General features: G+C 71.7%; 20 protein-coding genes and 2 pseudogenes. 8 read left to right on the forward strand and 14 right to left on the reverse strand.

Annotation, left to right across the window (positions count from 1 at the left end; genetic code table 11):
* From ABZV06_RS30390 to disA, 4 genes and pseudogenes are all read left to right on the forward strand, one after another.
* Positions 1-227, forward strand: a pseudogene (locus ABZV06_RS30390) (hypothetical protein); the annotation flags it as partial.
* Positions 228-366: 139 nt separating this feature from the next.
* On the forward strand, positions 367-1,143 hold the full coding sequence (locus tag ABZV06_RS30395) for a hypothetical protein (RefSeq protein ID WP_355238443.1): 777 nt from the start codon (positions 367-369) through the stop codon (positions 1,141-1,143).
* Between the two features lie 83 nt (positions 1,144-1,226).
* On the forward strand, positions 1,227-2,684 hold the full coding sequence (radA, locus tag ABZV06_RS30400) for a DNA repair protein RadA (RefSeq protein ID WP_355238446.1): 1,458 nt from the start codon (positions 1,227-1,229) through the stop codon (positions 2,682-2,684).
* Positions 2,685-2,815: 131 nt separating this feature from the next.
* Positions 2,816-3,997: a DNA integrity scanning diadenylate cyclase DisA gene (gene disA / locus ABZV06_RS30405; RefSeq protein ID WP_355238449.1), complete on the forward strand. Its 1,182-nt coding sequence runs from the start codon at positions 2,816-2,818 to the stop codon at positions 3,995-3,997.
* A 6-nt stretch (positions 3,998-4,003) separates the two neighbouring features.
* Here disA and ABZV06_RS30410 read toward each other — a convergent pair whose 3' ends face one another.
* The 3 genes from ABZV06_RS30410 to ABZV06_RS30420 form a co-directional block, all read right to left on the reverse strand.
* Positions 4,004-4,750, reverse strand: coding sequence for a hypothetical protein (locus ABZV06_RS30410; protein WP_355238452.1), 747 nt, complete (start codon positions 4,748-4,750; stop codon positions 4,004-4,006).
* A gap of 118 nt (positions 4,751-4,868) precedes the next feature.
* On the reverse strand, positions 4,869-5,441 hold the full coding sequence (locus tag ABZV06_RS30415; protein WP_355238455.1) for a peptide deformylase: 573 nt from the start codon (positions 5,439-5,441) through the stop codon (positions 4,869-4,871).
* A complete protein-coding gene (locus ABZV06_RS30420; RefSeq protein ID WP_355238458.1) occupies positions 5,438-5,950 on the reverse strand; it encodes an ACT domain-containing protein in 513 nt (170 codons plus the stop codon). Before ABZV06_RS30420 ends, ABZV06_RS30415 begins: the two co-directional genes overlap by 4 nt.
* A 96-nt stretch (positions 5,951-6,046) precedes the next feature.
* Here ABZV06_RS30420 and ABZV06_RS30425 point away from each other — a divergent pair, with 96 nt between their 5' ends.
* Positions 6,047-6,958 (forward strand): A/G-specific adenine glycosylase, encoded by a 912-nt coding sequence (locus tag ABZV06_RS30425; protein WP_355625662.1) that lies wholly within the window; start codon positions 6,047-6,049, stop codon positions 6,956-6,958.
* A 426-nt stretch (positions 6,959-7,384) separates the two neighbouring features.
* Here the strand turns inward: ABZV06_RS30425 and ABZV06_RS30430 are convergent, their stop codons facing one another.
* The 3 genes from ABZV06_RS30430 to lysS all read right to left on the reverse strand — a co-directional run bounded on the left by ABZV06_RS30430 (position 7,385) and on the right by lysS (position 12,353).
* Entirely contained in the window at positions 7,385-9,934 is a 2,550-nt protein-coding gene (locus ABZV06_RS30430; protein ID WP_355238464.1) for an ATP-dependent Clp protease ATP-binding subunit, read from the reverse strand.
* A gap of 453 nt (positions 9,935-10,387) precedes the next feature.
* Complete coding sequence (locus ABZV06_RS30435) at positions 10,388-10,732, reverse strand: Lsr2 family protein (protein ID WP_355051005.1); 345 nt, start codon at positions 10,730-10,732, stop codon at positions 10,388-10,390.
* 112 nt (positions 10,733-10,844) lie between these two features.
* Positions 10,845-12,353: a lysine--tRNA ligase gene (gene lysS / locus ABZV06_RS30440; RefSeq protein WP_355625664.1), complete on the reverse strand. Its 1,509-nt coding sequence runs from the start codon at positions 12,351-12,353 to the stop codon at positions 10,845-10,847.
* An 87-nt stretch (positions 12,354-12,440) separates the two neighbouring features.
* Between lysS and ABZV06_RS30445 the strand changes: the two genes are divergently transcribed.
* Complete coding sequence (locus ABZV06_RS30445; protein ID WP_355625666.1) at positions 12,441-13,205, forward strand: class I SAM-dependent methyltransferase; 765 nt, start codon at positions 12,441-12,443, stop codon at positions 13,203-13,205.
* Between the two features lie 5 nt (positions 13,206-13,210).
* Here the strand turns inward: ABZV06_RS30445 and ABZV06_RS30450 are convergent, their stop codons facing one another.
* The 8 genes from ABZV06_RS30450 to ABZV06_RS30485 form a co-directional block, all read right to left on the reverse strand.
* Positions 13,211-13,969, reverse strand: coding sequence for a type III pantothenate kinase (locus tag ABZV06_RS30450; RefSeq protein ID WP_355238474.1), 759 nt, complete (start codon positions 13,967-13,969; stop codon positions 13,211-13,213).
* Positions 13,970-13,986: 17 nt separating this feature from the next.
* Positions 13,987-14,883 carry a carboxylating nicotinate-nucleotide diphosphorylase gene (nadC, locus tag ABZV06_RS30455; protein WP_355625668.1) on the reverse strand — a complete coding sequence of 299 codons (897 nt, stop codon included), beginning with the start codon at positions 14,881-14,883 and terminating at the stop codon, positions 13,987-13,989.
* Positions 14,884-14,939: 56 nt separating this feature from the next.
* Positions 14,940-16,637, reverse strand: a complete 1,698-nt coding sequence (locus tag ABZV06_RS30460; RefSeq protein ID WP_355625670.1) for an L-aspartate oxidase — start codon at positions 16,635-16,637, stop codon at positions 14,940-14,942.
* A 93-nt stretch (positions 16,638-16,730) separates the two neighbouring features.
* Positions 16,731-17,627, reverse strand: coding sequence for a septum formation family protein (locus ABZV06_RS30465; protein WP_355238483.1), 897 nt, complete (start codon positions 17,625-17,627; stop codon positions 16,731-16,733).
* Between the two features lie 96 nt (positions 17,628-17,723).
* Positions 17,724-18,152 carry an aspartate 1-decarboxylase gene (gene panD, locus ABZV06_RS30470; protein WP_355238486.1) on the reverse strand — a complete coding sequence of 143 codons (429 nt, stop codon included), beginning with the start codon at positions 18,150-18,152 and terminating at the stop codon, positions 17,724-17,726.
* A gap of 44 nt (positions 18,153-18,196) precedes the next feature.
* Entirely contained in the window at positions 18,197-19,045 is an 849-nt protein-coding gene (gene panC / locus ABZV06_RS30475; protein WP_355238489.1) for a pantoate--beta-alanine ligase, read from the reverse strand.
* Positions 19,042-20,016, reverse strand: a complete 975-nt coding sequence (locus ABZV06_RS30480) for a Rossmann-like and DUF2520 domain-containing protein (protein WP_355625672.1) — start codon at positions 20,014-20,016, stop codon at positions 19,042-19,044. The genes panC and ABZV06_RS30480 overlap by 4 nt, the downstream gene beginning before the upstream one ends.
* A gap of 137 nt (positions 20,017-20,153) precedes the next feature.
* Positions 20,154-20,750: a TetR family transcriptional regulator gene (locus ABZV06_RS30485; RefSeq protein WP_355625674.1), complete on the reverse strand. Its 597-nt coding sequence runs from the start codon at positions 20,748-20,750 to the stop codon at positions 20,154-20,156.
* Between the two features lie 118 nt (positions 20,751-20,868).
* On the opposite strand from ABZV06_RS30485, the gene ABZV06_RS30490 reads away from it, so the two are divergent.
* Positions 20,869-21,780 (forward strand): SDR family oxidoreductase, encoded by a 912-nt coding sequence (locus tag ABZV06_RS30490; protein WP_355625676.1) that lies wholly within the window; start codon positions 20,869-20,871, stop codon positions 21,778-21,780.
* Positions 21,781-21,874: 94 nt separating this feature from the next.
* Positions 21,875-22,261 (forward strand): annotated as a pseudogene (locus ABZV06_RS30495) (hypothetical protein); the annotation flags it as partial.

Genomic DNA, 22,261 nt, shown 5'->3' on the forward strand with positions numbered 1-22,261 from the left:
GGCTGCTCCTCGCCGCGACCGCCGTCCTGGTCCTGGGGCCGCCCGGACGGCCGTCGGCCCTCGGGCTCGCGGCGGTCGCCACGGCCGCGGTCGTGCCACCGCTGAGCTGGTACGCCGAACGCTCGGCGGCCCGGGCGGGCCGGCGGCCGGTGGCTGCCTTCCGGGCGGTGATGCTGGTGGCTCTCATCGACGTCGTGCTGCTGGTGGCGAGCGGTCGAGTCGTGTGAGGGCACCCGGGAGGGGTGGCAATACCGGGTCCCCGTGCGGGCCTCGATCAGCTCCAACTACCCTGGAGCGCGGTCTGCGCGGGTATGGCCGCCTCGCCCGGCGTGCGCCCGGGTGGGGATCGTAACGAGGAGGACCGACGTGACGCGCTCGATCAACCGATCTCGGCGGGCGGCCCTGGTGCTGTCCGGGATCGCGGCGGCCACCAGCCTGCTGGCGTCCGGCTGCGGCGCCGGTCAGGTCGCCGAGACCGCCGAGAAGGAGCCGTCGGTCCAGGGCGTCAACCTCACGACCCCCAACGGCGCGTACTCGGTGCGCGGTCTGCTGGTGACCTACCCCGGCACCGAGGGTTACCGGGCCGGGCAGGACGCCCCGCTCAACGCGGTGATCTACAACGACTCCAAGAGCACCGTGACGGTCACCGTCACCACCCAGAGCGCCCGCGAGGTGCTGATCTCGGGTGGTTCGGCGAGCGCGACGCCGTCCGCCTCGGAGTCGGCCTCCGAGTCGGCCTCTGCCAGCCCGTCGGGTTCGGCCAGCCCGTCCGGTTCGGCCAGCCCGTCGGCCACCCCCTCCGAGACCGGTTCGTCGTCGGCGACCCCGTCCGCTCCGGAGTCGGCGCGGGCGTCGGGTTCGGCCAGCCCGGCCGCGCCGGGTCAGCCGGCCCGCATCGAGCTCGCCCCGCTGAGCTACCTCCAGCTCAACTCGGAGGCCACCTCGCAGCTGCGGCTGGTCGGCCTGACCGAGGCGCTGCGCTCCGGTCAGAGCGTCGTCGTGACCTTCGACTTCGGTAACGGCAACACCGTCTCCGGTCCCGCGCCGATCGCGGTGCCGCTCACCCCGGCGGCCCGCGTCTCGCCGATCATCGAGCGCGAGGGCGGCTACGAGGGCAACGAGGGCGGCACCACCCACGAGTGACCCCGATCTTGAGTACCGGACACCCCGGCGTGGGAACACCACGCCGGGGTGTTTTCGTCGTACGAGAGGGCTAGCGTCCTGATGTGACCACCTCCCGATCGACCTCTGGCCGTGGCGGTGCGGCCGGCGCCCCCCGCGCCCGGTCCGCGACCCGCGAACCGCGCCCGGCGTACGAGTGCGACGCCTGCGGGCACCAACCGCCAAAGTGGGTGGGTCGCTGCCCGGAGTGCGGCGAGTGGGGCTCGGTGGTGGAGTCGACGGTGACCGGGCCGACCGTCTCCGGTCGGGTGGTCAGCTCACGACTGCCGAGCGAGCCGGCGCGTCCGATCGCCACCATCAGCGCGGCTCCGGCCCGCGCCCGGCCGACCGGGGTGAGCGAGCTGGACCGGGTGCTCGGCGGCGGCCTGGTGCCCGGCGCGGTGGTGCTGCTCGCCGGCGAGCCCGGCGTGGGCAAGTCGACCCTCCTGCTGGACGTGGCGCAGCAGTGGGCGGTGAATGCCGGCAGCCCTTCCCTGGTGGTCAGCGGCGAGGAGTCGGTCAGTCAGGTCCGGCTGCGCGCCGAGCGGATGGGCACCCTGCACGACCAGCTCTACCTGGCGGCCGAGAGCGACCTGGCGTCGGTGCTCGGGCACCTCGACGCCGTCAAGCCGGGCCTGCTGGTGCTCGACTCGGTGCAGACCATTTCGACCACCGGCACCGAGGGCGTGCCGGGCGGCGTGACCCAGGTGCGTGCGGTCACCGCCGCACTGGTCTCGGTCGCCAAGGAGCGGGGCATCGCGACAGTGCTTGTCGGGCACGTCACCAAGGACGGTCAGGTGGCCGGGCCGCGCGTGCTGGAGCACCTGGTCGACGTGGTGCTGCACTTCGAGGGCGACAAGCACTCCTCGCTACGCCTCGTGCGCGGCGTCAAGAACCGGTTCGGGGCGGCCGACGAGGTCGGCTGCTTCGAGATGCACGAGGGCGGCATCAGCAGCCTTGCCGACCCGTCCGGGCTGTTCCTCACCCGCTACTCGGAACCGGTGCCCGGCACCTGTGTGACCGTGGCGATGGAGGGACGACGGGCCCTGGTCACCGAGGTGCAGGCCCTGATCGGCGCGACGGTCGCCGGCTCTCCCCGCCGTACGGTCTCGGGCCTCGACTCGGCCCGCCTGGCCATGGTGCTCGCGGTCCTGCAACGGCGGACCGAGCGGTTGACCCTGCACGACCGGGAGGTGTTCGCAGCCACCGTGGGCGGCATCCGGGTGGTGGAGCCGGCCGCCGATCTGGCCGTCGCGCTGGCGGTCGCCTCCGGTGGGCTCAACCTCGCGATCGCGCCACACCTCGTGGCCATCGGCGAGGTGGGGCTGACCGGCGAGGTCCGCCGGGTCGGTGCGGTGCCGCGCCGACTGGCCGAGGCCGCCCGCCTGGGCTTCAAGGTGGCGCTTGTTCCGCCCGGCTGCGGCCCGACCAGCACCGGCGCCGGTCCCGAGCAGATGCGGGTGACCGAGGTCACTGATGTCCGTTCGGCCCTGCAACACGCGGCCCGCGCGTCCGCCGAGTGACTCAGCGTGCCGACGCCAACGGCGATACCGGACAGCATCGGCGCAAGTGGGAACGGTTCGAAGGGCGGCATCGTGACACATCACAGTAACCACGACAGCACCCACCGCACGGCAGTCCGTAGACTGTGCCCGTGCCGATCGACCGCGATACCACCAAGCCTGCCGGAGCGCCGCCCCAGGCCCGCACCGGCGCCGTGGGCTCGCCGGCCCGCCCGATCAGCGTGAGCGTGACCGCCGCTGCCGGGGGCGCCGGCGATCCGCTGCGGGCGAATCTCGCCCTGATGGCGCCCGGCACCGCGCTGCGCGACGGATTGGAGCGCATCCTGCGGGGTCGCACCGGCGCGCTCATCGTGCTCGGTTACGACAAGGTCGTCGAGGGTCTCTGCACCGGCGGCTTCCCGCTGGACGTCGAGTTCTCCGCGACCCGGGTCCGGGAGCTGTGCAAGATGGACGGCGCCGTGGTGCTGTCCAGCGACGGCACCCGCATCGTCCGGGCCGCCGTCCACCTGATGCCCGACCCGTCCATTCCGACTGAGGAGTCGGGCACCCGGCACCGCACCGCCGAGCGGGTCGCCCGGCAGACCGGCTACCCGGTGATCTCGGTCAGCCAGTCGATGCGGATCATCAGCCTCTACGTCAACGGCCAGCGGCACGTCCTCGACGACTCGGCGGCGATCCTCTCCCGGGCCAACCAGGCGCTGGCCACCCTCGAGCGTTACAAGCTCCGGCTGGACGAGGTCTCCGGCACGCTCTCCGCGCTCGAGATCGAAGACCTGGTCACCGTGCGGGACGCGGTGGCCGTGGTGCAGCGGCTGGAGATGGTCCGCCGGATCGCCGACGAGATCGCCGGCTACGTCGTCGAGCTGGGCACCGACGGTCGACTGCTCGCCCTCCAACTCGACGAGCTGATGGCCGGCGTCGACGCCGACCGCACGCTCGTCATCCGGGACTACCTGCCCGTCGGCCGCAAGTCCCGCACCCTGGACGAGGCGCTGGTCGAGCTTGACCTGCTCGGTGCCACCGAGTTGATCGACCTGGTGTCGGTGGCCAAGGCGATCGGCTACCCGGCCGCGTCCGACGCGCTGGACGCCGCCGTCAGCCCGCGTGGCTTCCGGCTGCTGGCCAAGGTGCCGCGCCTGCCGGTGGCCGTTGTCGATCGCCTCGTGCTGCACTTCGGCAGCCTCCAGCGGCTGCTGGGTGCGACCGTCGAGGACCTTCAGGCTGTCGAGGGCGTGGGCGACGCCCGTGCCCGGGGCGTCCGCGAGGGCCTGTCCCGGCTCGCGGAGGCTTCCATCCTGGAGCGGTACGTCTGATCCGGCTCAGCCGGTGACGGTGATCTTCACGGGTGCGCTGTACTTGGTGCCGACCCGCGCGAACACCTGGTACGTGCCGGCCGGCGGGAACGGGCCGGCGGCCAGCCCCGCGTCATCGCAGCGCGTGGCGTCCCGCCCGTTCCAGCCCACCTGGTAGGAGCGCTCGAAATTGGGCGTGAACGACTGCACGTCCGAGCCCTTGGCCTTGCCGCAGGTGTCGGAGGACCACACCTTCTCGGCGCCGGCCTTGATGAAGATCTCCTGGACGTCGGCGCCGACGTCGCGGCTGCACGTACGGTCCGAGGTGTTCTTGATCTTCAGTTGGAGGTCCACCAACGCGCCACGCTGGACCGAAGTAGGTCGCGCCACCGACGTCACGCTGATCTCCGCGTCGGTGCAGGTGCCGTCGTCGACCGATCCGGCGGCCGAGCCCGGCGGCGGGTCGTTGCTGGTGACCTCGGGGCTCGGAGTCGTGCCATTCGCGGCATTCGGATCGGCGGACCGGTCCGTGGCATTCGGCGCCGCGGAGCCGGATGCCGGCGGCGCCCCGGTCTGCGGGGTCAGCAACGAACCACTCGGCCCCGGGCTCGACGTCGGAGTCGACGTCGCCCCCGCCCCCGTGTGCCCGCCGGAGCGACCCGAGCCGGTGCAGGAGTAGAGCAGGACAATCAGGAAGAGAAGCCCCGCTCCGAGTACGACGGCGCGACGCCGCCAGTACACGGCGGGTGGCAGGGGGCCGACCGTCAGACGCATGATGCCCCCCACCGTAGTCGCGCCGCACCCACGCACGGGTCACGACGCGCCGGAGCGCCACCCGGGCGGCGCAACGAAGCTCCATTGAGGACGGACAGGCCAGCGCCCGACCACCTGGTCAGAGGTAGACCTTGCGCTGGTAGACAGCGTGCGCGCCGGCCACCCGATCCAGGAAGAGCAACCCCTCGCAGTGGTCGATCTCGTGCTGCAACGCCCGCGCCTCGAAGCCGTCCGTCACCAACCGGACGGGCGCGCCCGTGCCCGGCAGGTCACCCTCCACCACCAGTCGACTGGCCCGCTTGACGTCCCCGGTCAGGTCCGGCACGGACATGCACCCCTCCCGACCCGGCTTCCATCGGGTCGCCTCCACCACCCGGGCGTTGCAGAGCACGAAGGTGCCGTGCACGGTGACCGCCTTCGGGTGGCCTGTCACGTCGACGGCGAAGACCCGGGCGCCGACACCGACCTGCGGTGCCGCCAGACCCACGCAGCCCGGCGAGACCCGCATCGTGGCGACCAGGTCGGCGGCCAACCGGACGGTCTCCTCGGCGGTCGGGTCGACATCGCCTCCGGCCCGGCTCAACACCGGGTGCGGGGCCGACACGACGGCCCGCACCTCGCCAGCCACAGCCAGCGCCTCCGGCGTCCAACCCCCCAGACCGGCGTACGACCCGCGCTGCTCGTCGCTCACAGCAGATCCGGGTCTGCCGGCCGGAGGGTGACCTCGACCCCCACCTCGGCGGCCGTCCGGTGCAGCCGTTCGGTCAACGCCTCGACGACCCCCGCCGGCAACTCGACCTCGGCCAACACCACATAGAGCGAACCCGCCAACCGGGTGCTCAGGTCGGTGACGTTCCCGCCGGCGTCCACGAGCACACGGGTCATCGCCGCCACAATGCCCATCCGATCCGACCCGTGCACCGCCAGCACGTACGGCTCGCCGGCCGGTGCCACCGCACCGTCGGGCGTGACCGCGCGTACGGTCGCCAGTAGCTGCCCCTCGGCCGCCAGCGGCACCAACGCCGCCTCCACCTCGGCCGCAGCCGGTCCCGTGCAGATGAGGGTCATCGCGAAGTGCCCCCGCAGTCGGGTCATCGTGCTGTCGGTGAGGTTCGCGCCCAGCCGGGCCAGCACCTCGGCGACGTCGGCCACGATGCCAGGCCGGTCCCGACCGATGACGGTGATCGCGAGCTCGTTCATCCGCGCATTCTGCCCGACCCGCCCACCGCCACCGCGACACCCCGCCCGAGCCGCCCAACCTGCGGGACCGGACCGCGTGACATCATCGACGACGCCATGACTCAACCCGATTTCGCCGCCCTGGTCAGCCGATGGTTCCAGCAGCACGCCCGTGATCTGCCGTGGCGGGAACGCGGCGTGAGCCCGTGGGCCATCCTGGTCAGCGAGGTCATGCTCCAGCAGACGCCGGTGGTCCGGGTGGTGCCGGCCTGGCAGGCCTGGCTGGCCCGCTGGCCCGACCCCGCCGCGCTGGCGGCGGACACCCCGGCCGAGGCGATCCGCATGTGGGGACGCCTCGGCTATCCCCGCCGCGCGGTCCGTCTGCGGGAGTGCGCGGTAGCCATCGTGGACCGGCACGGCGGTCAGGTACCCGACCGGCTGGAACAGCTGCTGGCGCTGCCCGGCGTGGGCACGTACACGGCCCGCGCGGTGGCCGCGTTCGCGTTCGGGCAACGGCATCCGGTGGTCGACACGAACGTACGCCGGGTGGTCTGTCGAGCCGTGGCCGGTGAGCCGGACGCCGGACCGGTCACCCGTCCCGCCGACCTGGTCGCCACCGAAGAGCTGCTGCCGCCGGAACCCGCCGCTGCCGCGCTCGCCAGCGCCGCGTTCATGGAACTGGGGGCGGTGGTCTGCACTGCCCGCTCACCGCGCTGCACGGCCTGCCCGGTCGAGTCGGTCTGCGCGTGGCGGGCCTCCGGGCAGGAGCCGCCGACCGGCCCGACCCGCCGACCCCAGCGGTACGCGGGCACCGACCGGCAGGTACGCGGACTGCTGCTCGGTGTGCTCCGGGAGACCACCGGGCCGGTCCCGCACCAGCGCCTCGACCAGGTCTGGACCGACGCCGTGCAGCGCGCACGGGCGCTGGCCGGCCTCGTGCAGGACGGACTTGTGGAGCCGGTCGGCGACGACTCGTTCCGGCTCGCCGGCGACGGCCCGTCGACCGCCACCGCCAACCTGACCACCTGACCACCTGACCAACCCGCCCCCGCACTCAGCCTCCACCGGCCGTCACCCTCGGGGCGGGCGCGGTGCACCACCCTCCTGCGCGCCCTTTGCTCTGCTTCAGCGGAGGCAACACCCAGCCGCCACGAGTGTTGCCTCCGCTGAAGCAGAGCAAAGGTGGTGTTGTGGGCGGTCCGGCCGCCCTCGGCGGCACGCCGGACGGCCGGGCGTACCTCCCCGGCGATGAGCGGTGGTCGCGACTCCCGTACCCCGGCACCCGGGCGCGCACGGCTCGCCCGCCGCGGCACTGAGCGAGGCACTTCGGGCGCGGCGTTGTGCGCGGCACCTCGGGCGCGGCATTGAGCGCGGCGTCGAGTTGAGGGCGGTGCGCAGAAAGAGGCGGGGCCCCGGTGGCTTACGCCGCCGGAGCCCCGCCCCCTGTGCTGCTGGTTATGCCACCTCGTCCGTCGCCGCTGCCGCGGTGCCGGCGGCCGTGCCACCGAGGTCGGCCGGAACGGCGTCCGGAACCTCGACCGGCTTCTCGGCACCCCGGAAGACGAGCTTGGACTTCTCGATGTCGTTCGGGTCGCCCTCGCAGTCCACCACCACGATCTGACCGGGGGTCAGCTCGTTGAACAGGATCCGCTCGGAGAGGTTGTCCTCGATGTCGCGCTGGATCGTGCGACGAAGCGGACGGGCACCGAGCACCGGGTCGAAGCCCTTCGCCGCCAGGTACTTCTTGGCGTTGTCGGTCAGCTCCAGACCCATGTCCTTGTTGCGCAGCTGGCCTTCGATCCGCTGGATCATGATGTCCACGATCGAGAGGATCTCGGTCTGACGCAGCTGGTGGAAGACGATGGTGTCGTCGATCCGGTTGAGGAACTCAGGCCGGAAGTGCTGCTTGAGCTCGTCGTTGACCTTCTGCTTCATCCGGTCGTAGGTGGACTCGGAGTCCTCCGACTGCTGGAAGCCCAGCGACACCGCCTTGGCGACGTCACGGGTGCCCAGGTTGGTGGTCAGGATGATGACCGTGTTCTTGAAGTCCACGATCCGACCCTGACCGTCGGTGAGCCGACCGTCCTCCAGAATCTGCAGGAGCGTGTTGAACACGTCCGGGTGGGCCTTCTCGATCTCGTCGAAGAGGACCACCGAGAACGGACGACGACGCACCTTCTCGGTGAGCTGCCCGCCCTCGTCGTAACCGACGTAGCCGGGAGGGGCACCCACGAGACGGGACACCGTGTACCGGTCGTGGAACTCGGACATGTCCAGCTGAATGAGGGCGTCCTCGCTGCCGAAGAGGAACTCGGCGAGCGCCTTGGACAGCTCGGTCTTACCCACACCGGACGGGCCGGCGAAGATGAACGAGCCCGAGGGGCGCTTCGGGTCCTTCAGGCCGGCCCGGGTACGCCGGATCGCCTTCGAGACCGCCTTGACCGCGTCCTCCTGGCCGATAACGCGCTTGTGCAGCTCGTCCTCCATGCGCAGCAGGCGCGAGGTCTCCTCCTCGGTCAGCTTGTAGACCGGGATGCCGGTCCAGTTGCCGAGCACCTCGGCGATCTGCTCGTCGTCGACCTCGCTGACGACGTCCAGGTCACCGGCCTTCCACTCCTTCTCCCGCTGCGCCTTCTGACCGAGGAGCTGCTTCTCCTTGTCGCGCAGCTGGGCGGCGCGCTCGAAGTCCTGCGCGTCGATCGCGGACTCCTTGTCGCGACGCACCTGGGCGATGCGCTCGTCGAAGTCACGCAGGTCTGGCGGCGCGGTCATCCGACGGATCCGCATCCGGGCACCGGCCTCGTCGATCAGGTCGATCGCCTTGTCCGGCAGGAAGCGGTCGGAGATGTACCTGTCGGCCAGGGTCGCGGCGGCCACGAGAGCGGCGTCCGTGATCGAGACCCGGTGGTGCGCCTCGTAACGGTCACGCAGGCCCTTGAGGATCTCGATGGTGTGCGCCAGCGACGGCTCACCCACCTGGATCGGCTGGAAGCGGCGCTCGAGAGCGGCGTCCTTCTCCAGGTGCTTGCGGTACTCGTCGAGCGTGGTGGCACCGATGGTCTGCAGCTCGCCACGGGCCAGCATCGGCTTGAGGATGCTCGCGGCGTCGATCGCGCCCTCGGCGGCACCCGCACCCACCAGGGTGTGGATCTCGTCGATGAACAGGATGATGTCGCCGCGGGTGCGGATCTCCTTGAGCACCTTCTTGAGGCGCTCCTCGAAGTCACCGCGGTAGCGGGATCCGGCGACCAGCGCACCCAGATCGAGCGTGTAGAGCTGCTTGTCCTTCAGAGTCTCGGGCACCTCGCCCTTGATGATCTTCTGGGAAAGCCCCTCCACCACGGCGGTCTTACCGACGCCGGGCTCACCGATCAGGACCGGGTTGTTCTTGGTACGGCGGGAGAGCACCTGCATGACCCGCTCGATTTCCTTCTCGCGCCCGATGACCGGGTCGAGCTTGCCCTCGCGGGCGGCCTGGGTCAGGTTGCGGCCGAACTGGTCCAGCACGAGGCTGGTCGACGGCGCGGCCTCACCCGGAGCGGCGCCTGCGGCGGCGGGCTCCTTGCCCTGGTAACCGGAGAGGAGCTGGATCACCTGCTGGCGGACCCGGTTGAGGTCGGCGCCGAGCTTGACCAGCACCTGGGCGGCGACGCCCTCACCCTCGCGGATCAGCCCGAGCAGGATGTGCTCCGTGCCGATGTAGTTGTGGCCGAGCTGCAGCGCCTCGCGCAGCGACAGCTCCAGCACCTTCTTGGCCCGCGGCGTGAACGGGATGTGCCCGCTCGGCGCCTGCTGACCCTGGCCGATGATTTCCTCGACCTGCTGGCGAACGCCCTCCAGGGAGATGCCGAGGCTCTCCAGAGCCTTGGCGGCGACGCCCTCACCCTCGTGGATGAGGCCCAGCAGGATGTGCTCCGTACCGATGTAGTTGTGGTTGAGCATCCGGGCCTCTTCTTGGGCCAGGACGACAACCCGTCGCGCTCGGTCGGTGAACCGCTCGAACATGCCCTCGTGCTCCTCACGTGCCGTGCGCCTTGATGGTCTAGATCTCGGCGGGGCCGGTGCACGAACGTCCAAGACGGGCGTCCGTGCCTCCTTACTCTATCGTCGCTGACCGACTCAGCTGAGGTCGTGTCTCTCTGGTCGGGGTCGGTTCCACGTCGTTTTGCACAACCGTCCGCGCTCAGGAGGTGTTCCGGTAGCCCCGTCGCTACGCGCAGAGCGAAATCCGACGGTCCACGCGGAGGCCTCCAGCCGGTCGTCCACAGGCTGTGGATAGGTACTCCACCGCCTGTGGACAACGCCGGTCGGGCCGCCCACCATTCCCGCCCGCGGGCGCGCCCGTGGCTCCGATTCGACCCGACGGGTCGGGAATACGGCGACGCCGGCCCGGAGAGTGCTCCGGCCCGGCGTCGGTGTCGCCTGGCGGTGGCGGCTGCCACCGGTCAGCTGAACGGATCAGCGCTTGGCGTGGAACTCGTCGACGATCTCCTGCGGAATACGACCCCGGTCCGAGATGTCCTTGCCGGCCTTCTTGGCCCAGTCCCGGATCGCCTTGTTCTGCTCCCGGTCGGCGGTGGCGCCGCCGCGACCGCGAGCAGCCCGTCCACCGATCACCACGCCACCGCGACCGACCTTGGTGCCGGCTCCGACGTACGGCGCGAATACGTCGCGCAATTTCGCGGCGTTGGCGCCGGACAGGTCGATCTCGTACTGAACGCCGTCGAGCGCGAACTTGACGGTCTCGTCCGCGTCCCCGCCGTCCAGGTCATCGACCAGCTTGTGAATGATCTGCTTGGCCACGTCCCACATTCCTTTCGAGCAGGGCGCTCCTGCTAATGAGAGCACAATAGCCCGCGTGCTGCTCGCCCCGTCAATAGGATGCCGTTACGACTCGCTGGGAGTCGGCGGTCGACTACTCCGGGCGGACCAACGGGAAGAGGATCGTTTCCCGAATTCCGAGGCCGGTGAGGGCCATCAAGAGGCGGTCGATTCCCATTCCCATACCCCCGGCCGGAGGCATTCCGTACTCCATGGCCCGGAGAAAGTCCTCGTCGAGACGCATCGCCTCGTCATCACCACGGGCGGCGAGCTGCGCCTGGGCGACCAGCCGTTCCCGCTGCACCACCGGGTCGACCAGCTCGGAGTACCCGGTGCCCAGCTCGAAACCGAGGACGTAGAGGTCCCACTTCTCGGCAAGCCCCGGCTCGCTGCGGTGCGCCCGGGTGAGCGGGCTGGTCTCCTCCGGGTAGTCCCGTACGAAGGTGGGCGCCTGCAGGCCGGGGACGACCAGTTCCTCGAACAGCTCCTCGGCCAGCTTGCCCGGGCCCCACTTCGGGTCCACGGCCAATCCCACCTTGTCCGCGTACTCGACCAGCCGGGAACGTTCGGTACGGACCGTGACCTCCTCGCCGAGCGCCTCGGAAAGGACCCCGAACAGGGGCACCGATCGCCACTCCCCGCCCAGGTCGAACTCCCGCCCGTCGGCGTGGGTCACCACCGTCGAGCCGCTCACCGCGATCGCCGCCTGTTGCACGAGATTGCGGGTCAACTCGCCGATCGTGTCGTAGTCCCCGTACGCCTGGTAGGTCTCCAGCATCGCGAACTCGGGCGAGTGCGAAGAGTCGACACCCTCATTACGGAAGTTGCGGTTGATCTCAAAGACGCGGTCCACGCCACCGACGACGGCACGCTTCAGAAACAGTTCCGGAGCGATTCGCAGATACAGATCGGTGCTCAACGCATTGCTGTGGGTCACGAACGGTCGGGCCGTCGCGCCACCGTGCAACAGTTGCAGCATCGGAGTTTCCACCTCGATGAAACCCTGACCGTGCAGTGAATCGCGCAGGCTGCGTACCGCCGCCGCGCGGGTACGGACCATCTGCCGGGCCTGCGGACGCACGACCAGGTCCACGTAGCGCTGCCGGACCCGCGCCTCCTCGGAGAGCGGCTTGTGCGCCACCGGTAACGGCCGCAGCGCCTTGGCGGTCATCTCCCACCGCTGCGCTAGCACCGACAGCTCGCCCCGGCGGCTCGTGATCACCTCGCCGGTCACGCCGACGTGGTCACCCAGGTCGACCAGGCGCTTCCAGGCCTCCAACCGCTCCGCGCCGACCTTGTCGAGGGACAGCATGGCCTGCAACTCGGTGCCGTCGCCGTCGCGCAGGGTCGCGAAGCAGAGCTTCCCCGTGTTGCGTACGAAGATCACCCGGCCGGTGACCGAGACCTCGTCGCCGGTGGCGGTGTCGGTGGGCAACTCGGCGTAGCGGGTACGGATCTCGGCCAGCGTGGTGGTCCGGGGGAACCCGACCGGGTAGGGCTCGACGCCGTCGGCGAGCATCCGGTCCCGCTTCTCCCGGCGGACCTTCATCTGCTCGGGAAGGTCATCGGCGGGGTCCACTGGCACGGCGTTCTGCTCGCTCACGGCACGCTTCCTCGTCACGGGAGATACAGGGGGTCAGGCCCGAGCGTACTCAAGCGTTCCGGGGGCCGTTAGCGGATACTGCCCGTCATGGTCGATCACACTCACGCCCTGTCCTTCGGTGCTGCGGCGAGCGATTACGACCGGTTCCGACCCACCTATCCCGAAGAGGCGATTCGTTGGGCCCTCGACGGCCTGAGCGACGCCGGACGGGCCGAGCCAGGCGACGGCGGACAGGTTGTCGACCTGGGCGCGGGAACCGGCATCCTGACGCGCGCCGTGCAGGCCCTGGGCTTCCACGTCGTACCCGTCGAGCCTGATCAGGGGATGCGGACGCAACTCGCGGTCTCGACGCCGGGCACGACGGCGCTGGCGGGCAGCGCGGAGGCCGTGCCACTGCCCGACGGCGTGGCGGACGCGGTGCTGGTCGGGACGGCGTACCACTGGTTCGACCGAGAGCCCGCGCACGCCGAGATCGCCCGGGTACTGCGCCCCGGCGGCATCTTCGCCCCCATCTGGAACATTCGCGACGACAGCGTCGAATGGGTGGCGGAGCTGGGCAGGATCGCCCACCTCGACGACAAGTCGGCCGATCTGGTCCAGAAGAACACCGACTTCGGTCCCGGGTTCACGGCGGTCGAGGCGCGCGAGTTCGGACACCTGACGGTCCTCACGCCGGGCGAGGTGCTGGGCATGATCCGCACCCGTTCGTACTGGCTCACCGCCTCGACCGACGACCAGCGGCGGGTCGAACGCGAGCTGGCCGACCTGCTGGACACCCACCCCGCCCTGGCCGGCCGGGAAACCGTCGAGCTGCCGTACCGGACGTTGGTCCTGCGCGCCCGACGCCTCTGACCCGGTCAGATGTTGCGCTCGTAGACCATCCGCAGGCCGATCAGGGTGATCATCGGCTCGTGGTGGGTGATGCTGCGGCATTCGTTCATCACCAGGGAGGCGAGGCCGCCGGTGGCGATCACCGCCCGCACCTCGCCCAGTTCCTCGGTCATCCGCTCGACGATCCGGTCCACCTGCCCGGCGAAGCCGAAGTACAGGCCGGCCTGGAGGCACTCCACGGTGTTCTTGCCGATCACCGAGCGGGGCTTGGTGGCCTCGACCTTGCGCAGCTGGGCGGCCCGGGCCGCGAGCGCGTCGAAGGAGATCTCGATGCCCGGCGCGAACGCGCCGCCGAGGAACTCGCCGCGACCGCTGATCACGTCGAAGTTGGTGGTGGTGCCGAAGTCCACGACGATCGACGGCCCACCGTAGAGCGTGTACGCGGCCAGGGTGTTCACCACCCGGTCGGCGCCCACCTCCTTCGGGTTGTCGATCGCCAACTGCACCCCGGTGCGCACGCCGGGCTCGACGATGACACTCGGCAGGTCGGCGTAGTAGCGGTCGAGCATGGTCCGCAGCGAGCGCAGCGCGGCGGGCACCGTGGAGCAGGCCGCCACACCGGTGATCTCGACGTTGTCCCCGGCGAGCAGACCCCGGAACATCAGGCCCAGCTCGTCCGCCGTCGAACGGGCGTCGGTCTTGATCCGCCAGGAGTGCACCAGCTTGTCGCCCTCGAAGGTCGCCAGCACGGTGTTGGTGTTTCCGATGTCGATGCAGAGCAGCACGCTCGCAGCCTAGACAACTAATCGGTGCGCAGGTCCAGCGCGATGTCCAGGATCGGCGACGAGTGCGTCAACGCGCCCACCGAGAGGAAGTCGACGCCGGTGGCCGCGTAGCGGGCCGCCACCTCCAGGGTCAGGCCGCCGGTCGCCTCCAGCTCCGCCCGGTCGCCCACCGCCGCGACCGCCTCGGCCAGCACCTGGGGGGTCATGTTGTCGCAGAGCAGGAAGTCCGCCCCGGCCTCCACCGCCTCCACGGCCTCGGCGACGGTGGTCACCTCGACCTGCACCGGCACCTCCGGAAACGACTCCCGGACCCGCCGGTACGCCGCAGTGATGCCCCCGGCCGCCAGCTTGTGGTTGTCCTTGATCATGGCCACGTCGTAGAGGCCCATCCGCTTGTTGGTACCGCCGCCGGCCCGGACCGCGTACTTCTCCAGCGCCCGCAGGCCCGGCGTCGTCTTGCGGGTGTCCAGCACCATCGCCTTCGTGCCGGCCAGGGCGTCCGCCCAGGCCCGGGTGTGGGTGGCCACCCCGGACATCCGGCAGAGCAGGTTGAGCGCCGTCCGCTCGGCCGTCAGCAGCAACCGGGTCGGGCCGGCCACCGTTGCCAGCACGTCGCCGCGGGCCACCCGCTCGCCGTCCTGGACCGACACCGACATCTCGACGGTACGACCGAAGTCCGTCACCTCGCCCACCAGCTCGAACACCGCGGCAGCCACCGCCAGCCCAGCCACCACGCCGTCCGCCCGGGCGATCAGATCGGCGGTGTCGGTCTGCTCGGCCGGGATGGTCGCCACGCTGGTGACATCCAGGAACTCCGGCCCCAGATCCTCGACCAGCGCGTTCTCCACCACCCGGCGTACCTGCTCCGGGTCCAGTCCGGCCGCTCGCAGCGCCGCCCGCGTCGACTCCGTCATCATCATCATCTCCGTTCGCGACTGCGGGGCTCGCAGAACCGGCTCACTCCTCGCGCTCACTGGTCGCTCCCCTCCCACTGCTGCGTCATCCGACCCTGCGTCCCGACCGAACCGACGAGGTGGCCCCGCCACCGCTCGTCCGCCGTCGGGAAGTCCTCCCGCCAGTGGCAACCCCGCGTCTCGCCCCGCGCGTAGGCCGCCCCGACGAGCGTCGCCGCCACCGTGAGCAGGTTCGTCGCCTCCCAGTCGGCGGTCCGGGGTCGACCCCGGGCGGCACCCACCTCGGTCAGCGTCCCGGCCGCCTCGGCCAGCGTCGCCGCCGAGCGCAGCACCCCGGCTCCACGGGTCATCGCCCGCTGCAACGTCGACGTCGCCTCGGCCGGTACGACCCAGCCCGCGCCACCCCGCCAGGCGCCGACGTCGGCCGGTTGGGCCTGCTCGGGCAGGCCGGCCACGATGTCGTCGGCGATGCGCCGGGAGAACACCAGTCCTTCCAGCAGCGAGTTGCTGGCCAGCCGGTTCGCGCCGTGCACGCCCGTGCAGGCCACCTCGCCGCAGGCGTACAGACCGGGGATCGACGTGCGGCCGCGCAGGTCGGTGCGGACCCCGCCGGAGGCGTAGTGGGCGGCCGGCGCCACCGGGATCAGGTCGGTCGCCGGGTCCACGCCGATCGCCAGGCAGGACGCCACGATGGTCGGGAAACGCGCGGCCAGGAAGTCGCCGCCCAGGTGCCGGGCGTCGAGGAAGACGTGGTCCGCGCCGCTGGCCAGCAGCACCCGGTGGATGCCCTTGGCCACCACGTCCCGGGGGGCCAGCTCGGCCAGCTCGTGCTGGCCCACCATGAACCGCTTGCCGTCGGCGTCCACCAGGTACGCCCCCTCGCCGCGCAGCGCCTCGGAGACCAGCGGCTGCTGCGCGTGCCCGGCGCCGGGCACCCCGGCACGGGACGGGGTGATCAGCGCGGTCGGGTGGAACTGCACGAACTCCACGTCGGTCACCGCCGCGCCGGCCCGCAGCGCCAACGCCACGCCGTCGCCGGTGGAGACCGCCGGATTGGTGGTGGCCGCGAAGATCTGCCCCATCCCGCCGGTGGCCAGCACCACCGCCCGGGCCAGCAGCGCGCCCACGCCGTCCTCGCTGCCCTCACCGAGCACGTGCAGGGTGATCCCGCACGCCGGGCCGAGGCCGTCCGGGCCGTCGCCGGGCGCGCGCAGCAGGTCCAGCACGAGGGCGTGCTCGACCAGCCTGATCCACGGGTCGCGCTGCACCGCCGCGTGCAGGGCCCGCTGCACCTCGGCACCCGTCGCGTCGCCGCCGGCGTGCACGATCCGGTCCGCCCGGTGCCCGCCCTCGCGGGTCAGCATCAGCGAGCCGTCCGGGTGGCGGTCGAACTCGGCGCCGATCCGCATCAGCTCCCGCAGCCGCGTCGGCCCCTCCTCGACGAGGACCCGTACCGCCGCCGGGTCGCAGAGCCCCACGCCGGCGATCTCGGTGTCCCGAGCGTGCGCCGCCGGGGTGTCCGCCGGGTCGAGCACCGCGGCGATGCCGCCCTGCGCCCACCGGGTCGAGCCGTCATCGATGTTGACCTTGGTGACGACCGTGACGTGCAGGCCCGCCTCACGCAGGTGCAGCGCGGCGGTCAGTCCGGCCACCCCGGACCCCACCACGATCACGTCGGTGGTCTCCACCCAGCCGGGCTCGGGCGCGGCCAGCAGTCGGGGCAGGGCCGGCAGGTCGACCGTCGGGAGGTCCATCCCACCAGTCAACCCGAAGGATCCTCGCCGGGGGAGGCGGGGGCTCAACGAGTGGTTTGGGCTACCCCGTCCGGCCGGGAACGAGCAGCTTGTTCACTTCGTCCGCACCGGCAGACCCGCCGAGCCCGCGCCCTTCAACGACGCCGTGACCGTACGGTCGCTCAACCACAGGTAGCAGCGAACCCCACGGTCGCCGACCCGCCAACGCCCCGCACCCGGCGGACGTACCACCACACCGCTGCGGAACCGCAGGTCGGAGTCGTCGGGCACGCCCACGTAGCGGCCGAGGACGCTGCGGCAGCCGGTGTAGAGCGGCGCCCAGTCGGCGTCCTTGGCCGGGTACGGCTTGTCCGGCGCTCGCCACACCCCGACGAACTCGGCATCGTGCCGACCACCGCACTCCACCGGGACCAGCGTCTGCACACCGCGTCCCGCCCCGGCGCGGGTCTGCTGGCAGCCCAACCGCAGCCCGGAGGCCCCCTTCAACGCGTTCCGCAGGCTCCCCGACCGGACCACCACAGTGGCCGCCGCCTCGACAGTTGTCAGTTCGGTCACGTCGCACCGGTACCAGCGGGAGCCGGCCGCCCAGCCCGGCCCGGAGGGCAGCGCCACCGACAGCCGCAGCCGGCCGGCCCGCCAGTCGTCGCCCACGTACGCGGAGGCCCTGGTGTCGCACTCGGCGAACGCCCCGCGCAGCTCCACCGAACCGGTGGCCGGCGCGGCGGGGCGCTCGGGCGGGAACGCCCCCACATGCACGGTCTCCACCAGGTGCGGGCCGGCACAGTCGATGGGCTGGTAGGCGGCCAGCGTGACCACCTCGATGAAGTCGGCGGCCTGGCACACCCCGGCGGCCGGAGTGAAGGCCGTCGCCGCCGGCAGCGCCGCCCAGTCATCGGTCAGATCACCGTCGAGGCCGCCGGACCCGGCACAGCCCACCAGCAACACTGCCGTGGCGGCAGTGGCGAACAGGGTCGTCATGGCACGACGCATCGCGGCCTCCCCCAGCCACCTACCGGCTTCCGCCAGCGTGCCCAGGGTAACCGGAAATGACCTTCCGGTAACAGACCGGAATCGCGTCGCGCGAGATCAGACTCCGGACACCGCGAGTGGATTGGGCATCGGGTCACCGGCCGTTCCCGGCGCCGCCGTGGAGGGGTCCACGCCCAGCTCGACCACCCGGTTGTCGGCGTCCACGTGCACCACCCGTGGCCGGTACGACCGGGCCTCCGCATCGTCCATCTGCCCGTACGAGATGAGGATGACCAGGTCACCCGGGTGCACGAGGTGCGCTGCGGCACCGTTGATGCCGATCACACCGCTGCCCCGCCGACCCGGAATGACGTACGTCTCCAACCGGGCGCCGTTGGTGATGTCCACGATCGCGACCTGCTCGCCGGGGATCAGGTCGGCGGCGTCGAGCAGGTCCTCGTCCACCGTCACCGAACCCACGTAGTGCAGGTCGGCCTGGGTCACCGTGGCGCGGTGGATCTTCGACTTGAGCATGGTCCGCAGCATCGGACTGGCCTTTCGGAAAGGTGGTGGTGGGGTGAGGCCGGAGGTCAGGGGCGAGGAGCGAGATGGATCGCCGCGTTGTCGATGAGCCGGGTGGCGCCCACCCAGGCGGCGATCACCAGCCGGGCCGGCCCGGACACCGGCCCCGGCTCCAGCGCGGGATCGGTGAGCACCAGGTAGTCGAGCTGCGCCCCCGGCGTACCGCCGCCGAACGCGGCGTGCGCGGCGGACAGCACGTCGCCCGCGTCCAGGCCGTCGTCGGCGGCCTGGACCCCCGCCCGCAGCGCGGCGGACAGGCTCAGCGCCGCCGCGCGCTCGGACTCGCTCAGGTAGCGGTTGCGGCTGGACAGCGCCAACCCGTCCGGCTCCCGCACGGTCGGCACGCCGATCACCTCGACCGGGACGTCCAGGTCGCGGGTCATCCGCCGCACCAGAGTGAGCTGCTGGTAGTCCTTCTCACCGAAGAACGCCAGGTCGGGGCGGGTGAGCTGGAGCAGCTTCAGGACCACGGTGAGGACGCCGTGGAAGAAGCCGGGACGGCTTGCGCCCTCCAGCTCCGCCCCGAGCGGACCCGGGTCGAGACGTACCCGGGGCTGACCGTCCGGATACATGTCGGTCACCGAGGGAGCGAAGACGAGGTCGGCACCGGCCCGCCGGCACACCTCCAGGTCGGCGTCGAGCGTGCGCGGATAGCGGTCGAAGTCCTCGTTCGGCCCGAACTGCAACGGGTTCACGAAGATCGTCACGAGGACGTGGTCGGCCTGTTCCCGGGCCGCGCGCAGCAGGGTCTCGTGTCCCTCGTGCAGGGCGCCCATGGTCATCACCACGCCGACGGTGCCCTTCAACGCACCCCGCGCCTCGTCCAGCTCGGCACGGGTGTGCACCACCTGCGTCATGCCGCCACCTCCCGATCGCTTCCGGCGAGCACGCCGAGCAGCGACTGCGCGTCCACCGGTCGCAGCCGGCCGGCGGCGATCGCCCGATCGGCCGTACGCCGGGCCAGCGCCAGATAGGCGGGTACCGACTCCGGCGCGGTGGCGGCCAGCCGGGCCAGGTGCCGCTCGACCGTGCCCGCGTCGCCCCGCGACACCGGACCGGTCAGCGCATCGTCGCCGAGGCGCAACGCGTTCTCCAGGGCGGCGCGCAGCAGCGGGGCGAGCACCTTCTCCGGGCGGGCCACCCCGGCGTCGCGCAGCCGGTCGGTCGCCTCGTTCACCAGGGTGACCAGGTGGTTAGCGCCGTGGGCGAGCGCCGCGTGGTACAGCGGGCGGTCCGCCTCGGCCACCCACTCCGGCACGCCGCCGAGGTCGGTGACGAGCCGGGCGGCCAGCGCGCGCAGCTCCGCCGGGGCCGTCACCCCGTACGAGATGCCGTCCAGGCGGGCCAGGTCGTCCGGCGTACCGGTGAAGGTCATGGCGGGGTGCAGGGCCAGCGGCCGGACACCGAGCGCGGCGGCCGGCGTCAACACGGCCAGACCGTGCGCGCCGGAGGTGTGCGCGATCACCTGACCCGGGCGCAGGGCACCCCGCGCGGCGAGGTCGGCGACCACCCCGGCGAGCGCGTCGTCCGGCACCGCGATCAGCAGCAGGTCGGTGGCGGCGTGGGCGACCGCGGTGACCGGCAGGCGAGGCACGTCGGGCAGCAGCAGGGCGAGACGGGCGCGGCTGGCCCCGGAGTCACCGGCGACAGCGGCCACGTGGTGCCCGGCGGCGGCGAGCGCCGCGCCCAGGACCGCCCCGACGCGGCCCGCGCCGACGACACCGACGACGAGCGGGCGGGAGGTGGCGCGGGCGCCGGTGTCGGCGCGATCCCACGAACCGGCGGGCCCACGTGGGGCGGCCGGACGCGGGCGCAACGGTGCGCTCATGACGACGATCCAGTCCTCGAGAAGGGGTACCGGTCGATCGCAAGTATGCGCCCGGCCCGCTGAACCGGGACAAGCATGTGTGAAAACCTTCACCACGCCCGGACACCAGGCAGATCCTGGACAGTTTCCGTTAGCTGCTAACGGAAACTGTCCAGGATCTGCTGACGCGAGCCGGACGGAGCCGTGATCGCCCGTAGCTCGTCGGCCACCTCGGCGATCAGGTCGCTGAGCAGGGCGTCGCTGCCCGGCGCGATCCAGCGGGCGTACGCGACCCGGAAGACCGTGGCACCCGACTCGGTCGCCAGGATGGCCGTGGCCTCGTCGAGACCCTTGGCGCGCAGGGCGGCGGTGATCGCGGCTACCAGCGAACCCGTTTTGCGCAGTTCGCGCTCCCGCAATTCCGGGCTGCTCTCGATGACGGCCTGTCGCGCCCGGACGAGTTCCACCCGGTCGGCGAAGATCTCCTTCGCCACTCGGCGGAAAGCCGCGACAACCACCTCGAAGGGACCGGCGTCCAGCTCTGCGACCGCCTTGACCAGCACCTCCTCCAGGTGCCCGCTGCCGCTGAAGAGGGCTTCGCGCTTGTCCCCGAAGAGCCGGTAGAACGTGCGCTTGTCGAGGCCGGCGCGCTCGGCGATGTCGGCGACGGTGGTCTGCTCGAAGCCGCGCTCGCGAAACAACTCGAAGGCGGCCGCCTCCAGGCGGCCGCGCGCGTCCGGTTGCCAGCGAGCCATGCGCCGATCGTATCCGATGTCACATCGCGACATTCCTTCCGCGATGATGTCGCGCGGTGACATCGGGCGAGGTACGGTGATGTCGCAAGGTGACATCGGCACTCACGAAGGAACAAGCATGCGCGTATTCGTCACCGGCGCTTCCGGCCACCTCGGCTCGGCGGTCGTGCCGGAACTGCTCTCCGCCGGACACCACGTCGTCGGCCTGGCCCGCTCGGACACGTCCGCCGCCACGATCGAGAAGCTCGGCGGCGAGGTCCGCCGCGGCGACCTGTCCGACCTCGACGTGCTCCGCGACGAGGCGGCCGCCTCCGACGGGGTGATCCACCTCGCGTTCCGCCACGACCTCATGCTCAACGGCGACCTCGCCGGCGCCGCCTCGGTCGACCTGGACGCCCTCAAGGCACTGGCCGACGGCGTGGCCGACTCCGGCAAGCCCCTGGTGGGCACGGGTGGGACGGCCATGCTCGCGATGGGCGGCATCGTCGGACGCGCCGGGACCGAGCGGGACACCTTCCCCGGCGGCGGCTACCGGATCGACGCGGAGAACCTGGTGGCCGGCTTCGCCTCCCGCGGGGTGCGCTCCTCCGTCGTCCGCCTCGCGCCCACCGTGCACAGCTCACTCGACCACTACGGGTTCGTCAGCGTCATCATCGCGAGTGCCCGACGACACGGGTACGCCGCGTACGTCGGCGAGGGCGCCAACCGGTGGCCGGCCGTCCACACGCTGGACGCGGCCGTGCTGTACCGACTCGCCCTGGAGAAGGCGCCGGCCGGCGTACGGCTGCACGGTGCCGCCGACGAAGGAGTTCCGTTCCGGCAGATCGCCGAGGCGATCGGCCGTAACCTCGACATCCCGGTCCGGAGCATCGGTCCCGACGAGGCGGGCGCGTACTTCGGATTCCTCGAGAGGTTCGCCCAGATGGACAACCCGACCTCGTCCACCGTCACCCGCGAACTGCTGGGCTGGGCACCGACCCACCCCGGCCTGATCGCCGACCTCGACGAGGGCCACTACTTCCGCGCGTGAACCCGCCACGTCCGGCGGCGGGGATCGGGAGTCGTCACCGGGCCGGTGGCCGTAGGGTCGGCACGGTGATGCCTCTCGCACCCCGCACGAGCTGATGCCGATCCCGTGGCGGGATGCGATGAGCCAGGCCCTCTACGGGCCGGACGGTTTCTTCGTGACCGGCGCCGGCCCGGCCGACCACTTCCGGACCAGCGTGCACGCCTCTCCCGCCTTCGCCGCCGCCCTCCTGCGCCTTGTCGCGGAGGTGGACTCTGCCCTGGGCCACCCACCACGGCTGGACGTGGTCGACGTCGGGGCTGGGCGGGGGGAGCTGCTGCTAGCTCTGCGCCGCCTTGTCGCGTCCGAAGACGCCGCCGGACTCGCAGTGGGGGTTTCCGGGGAGCCCGCCCACTCCGGGCGGTCAGGCTTGATCCCTGCGGCGGGTGACGGCGACAGCAGCGCAGGGCCGTCCGGCGGCGTGGATCAGCGCAGGTCCGCCGCC

It is taken from the genome of Micromonospora sp. NPDC005172, from assembly GCF_040608555.1.
Lineage (GTDB): Bacteria > Actinomycetota > Actinomycetes > Mycobacteriales > Micromonosporaceae > Micromonospora.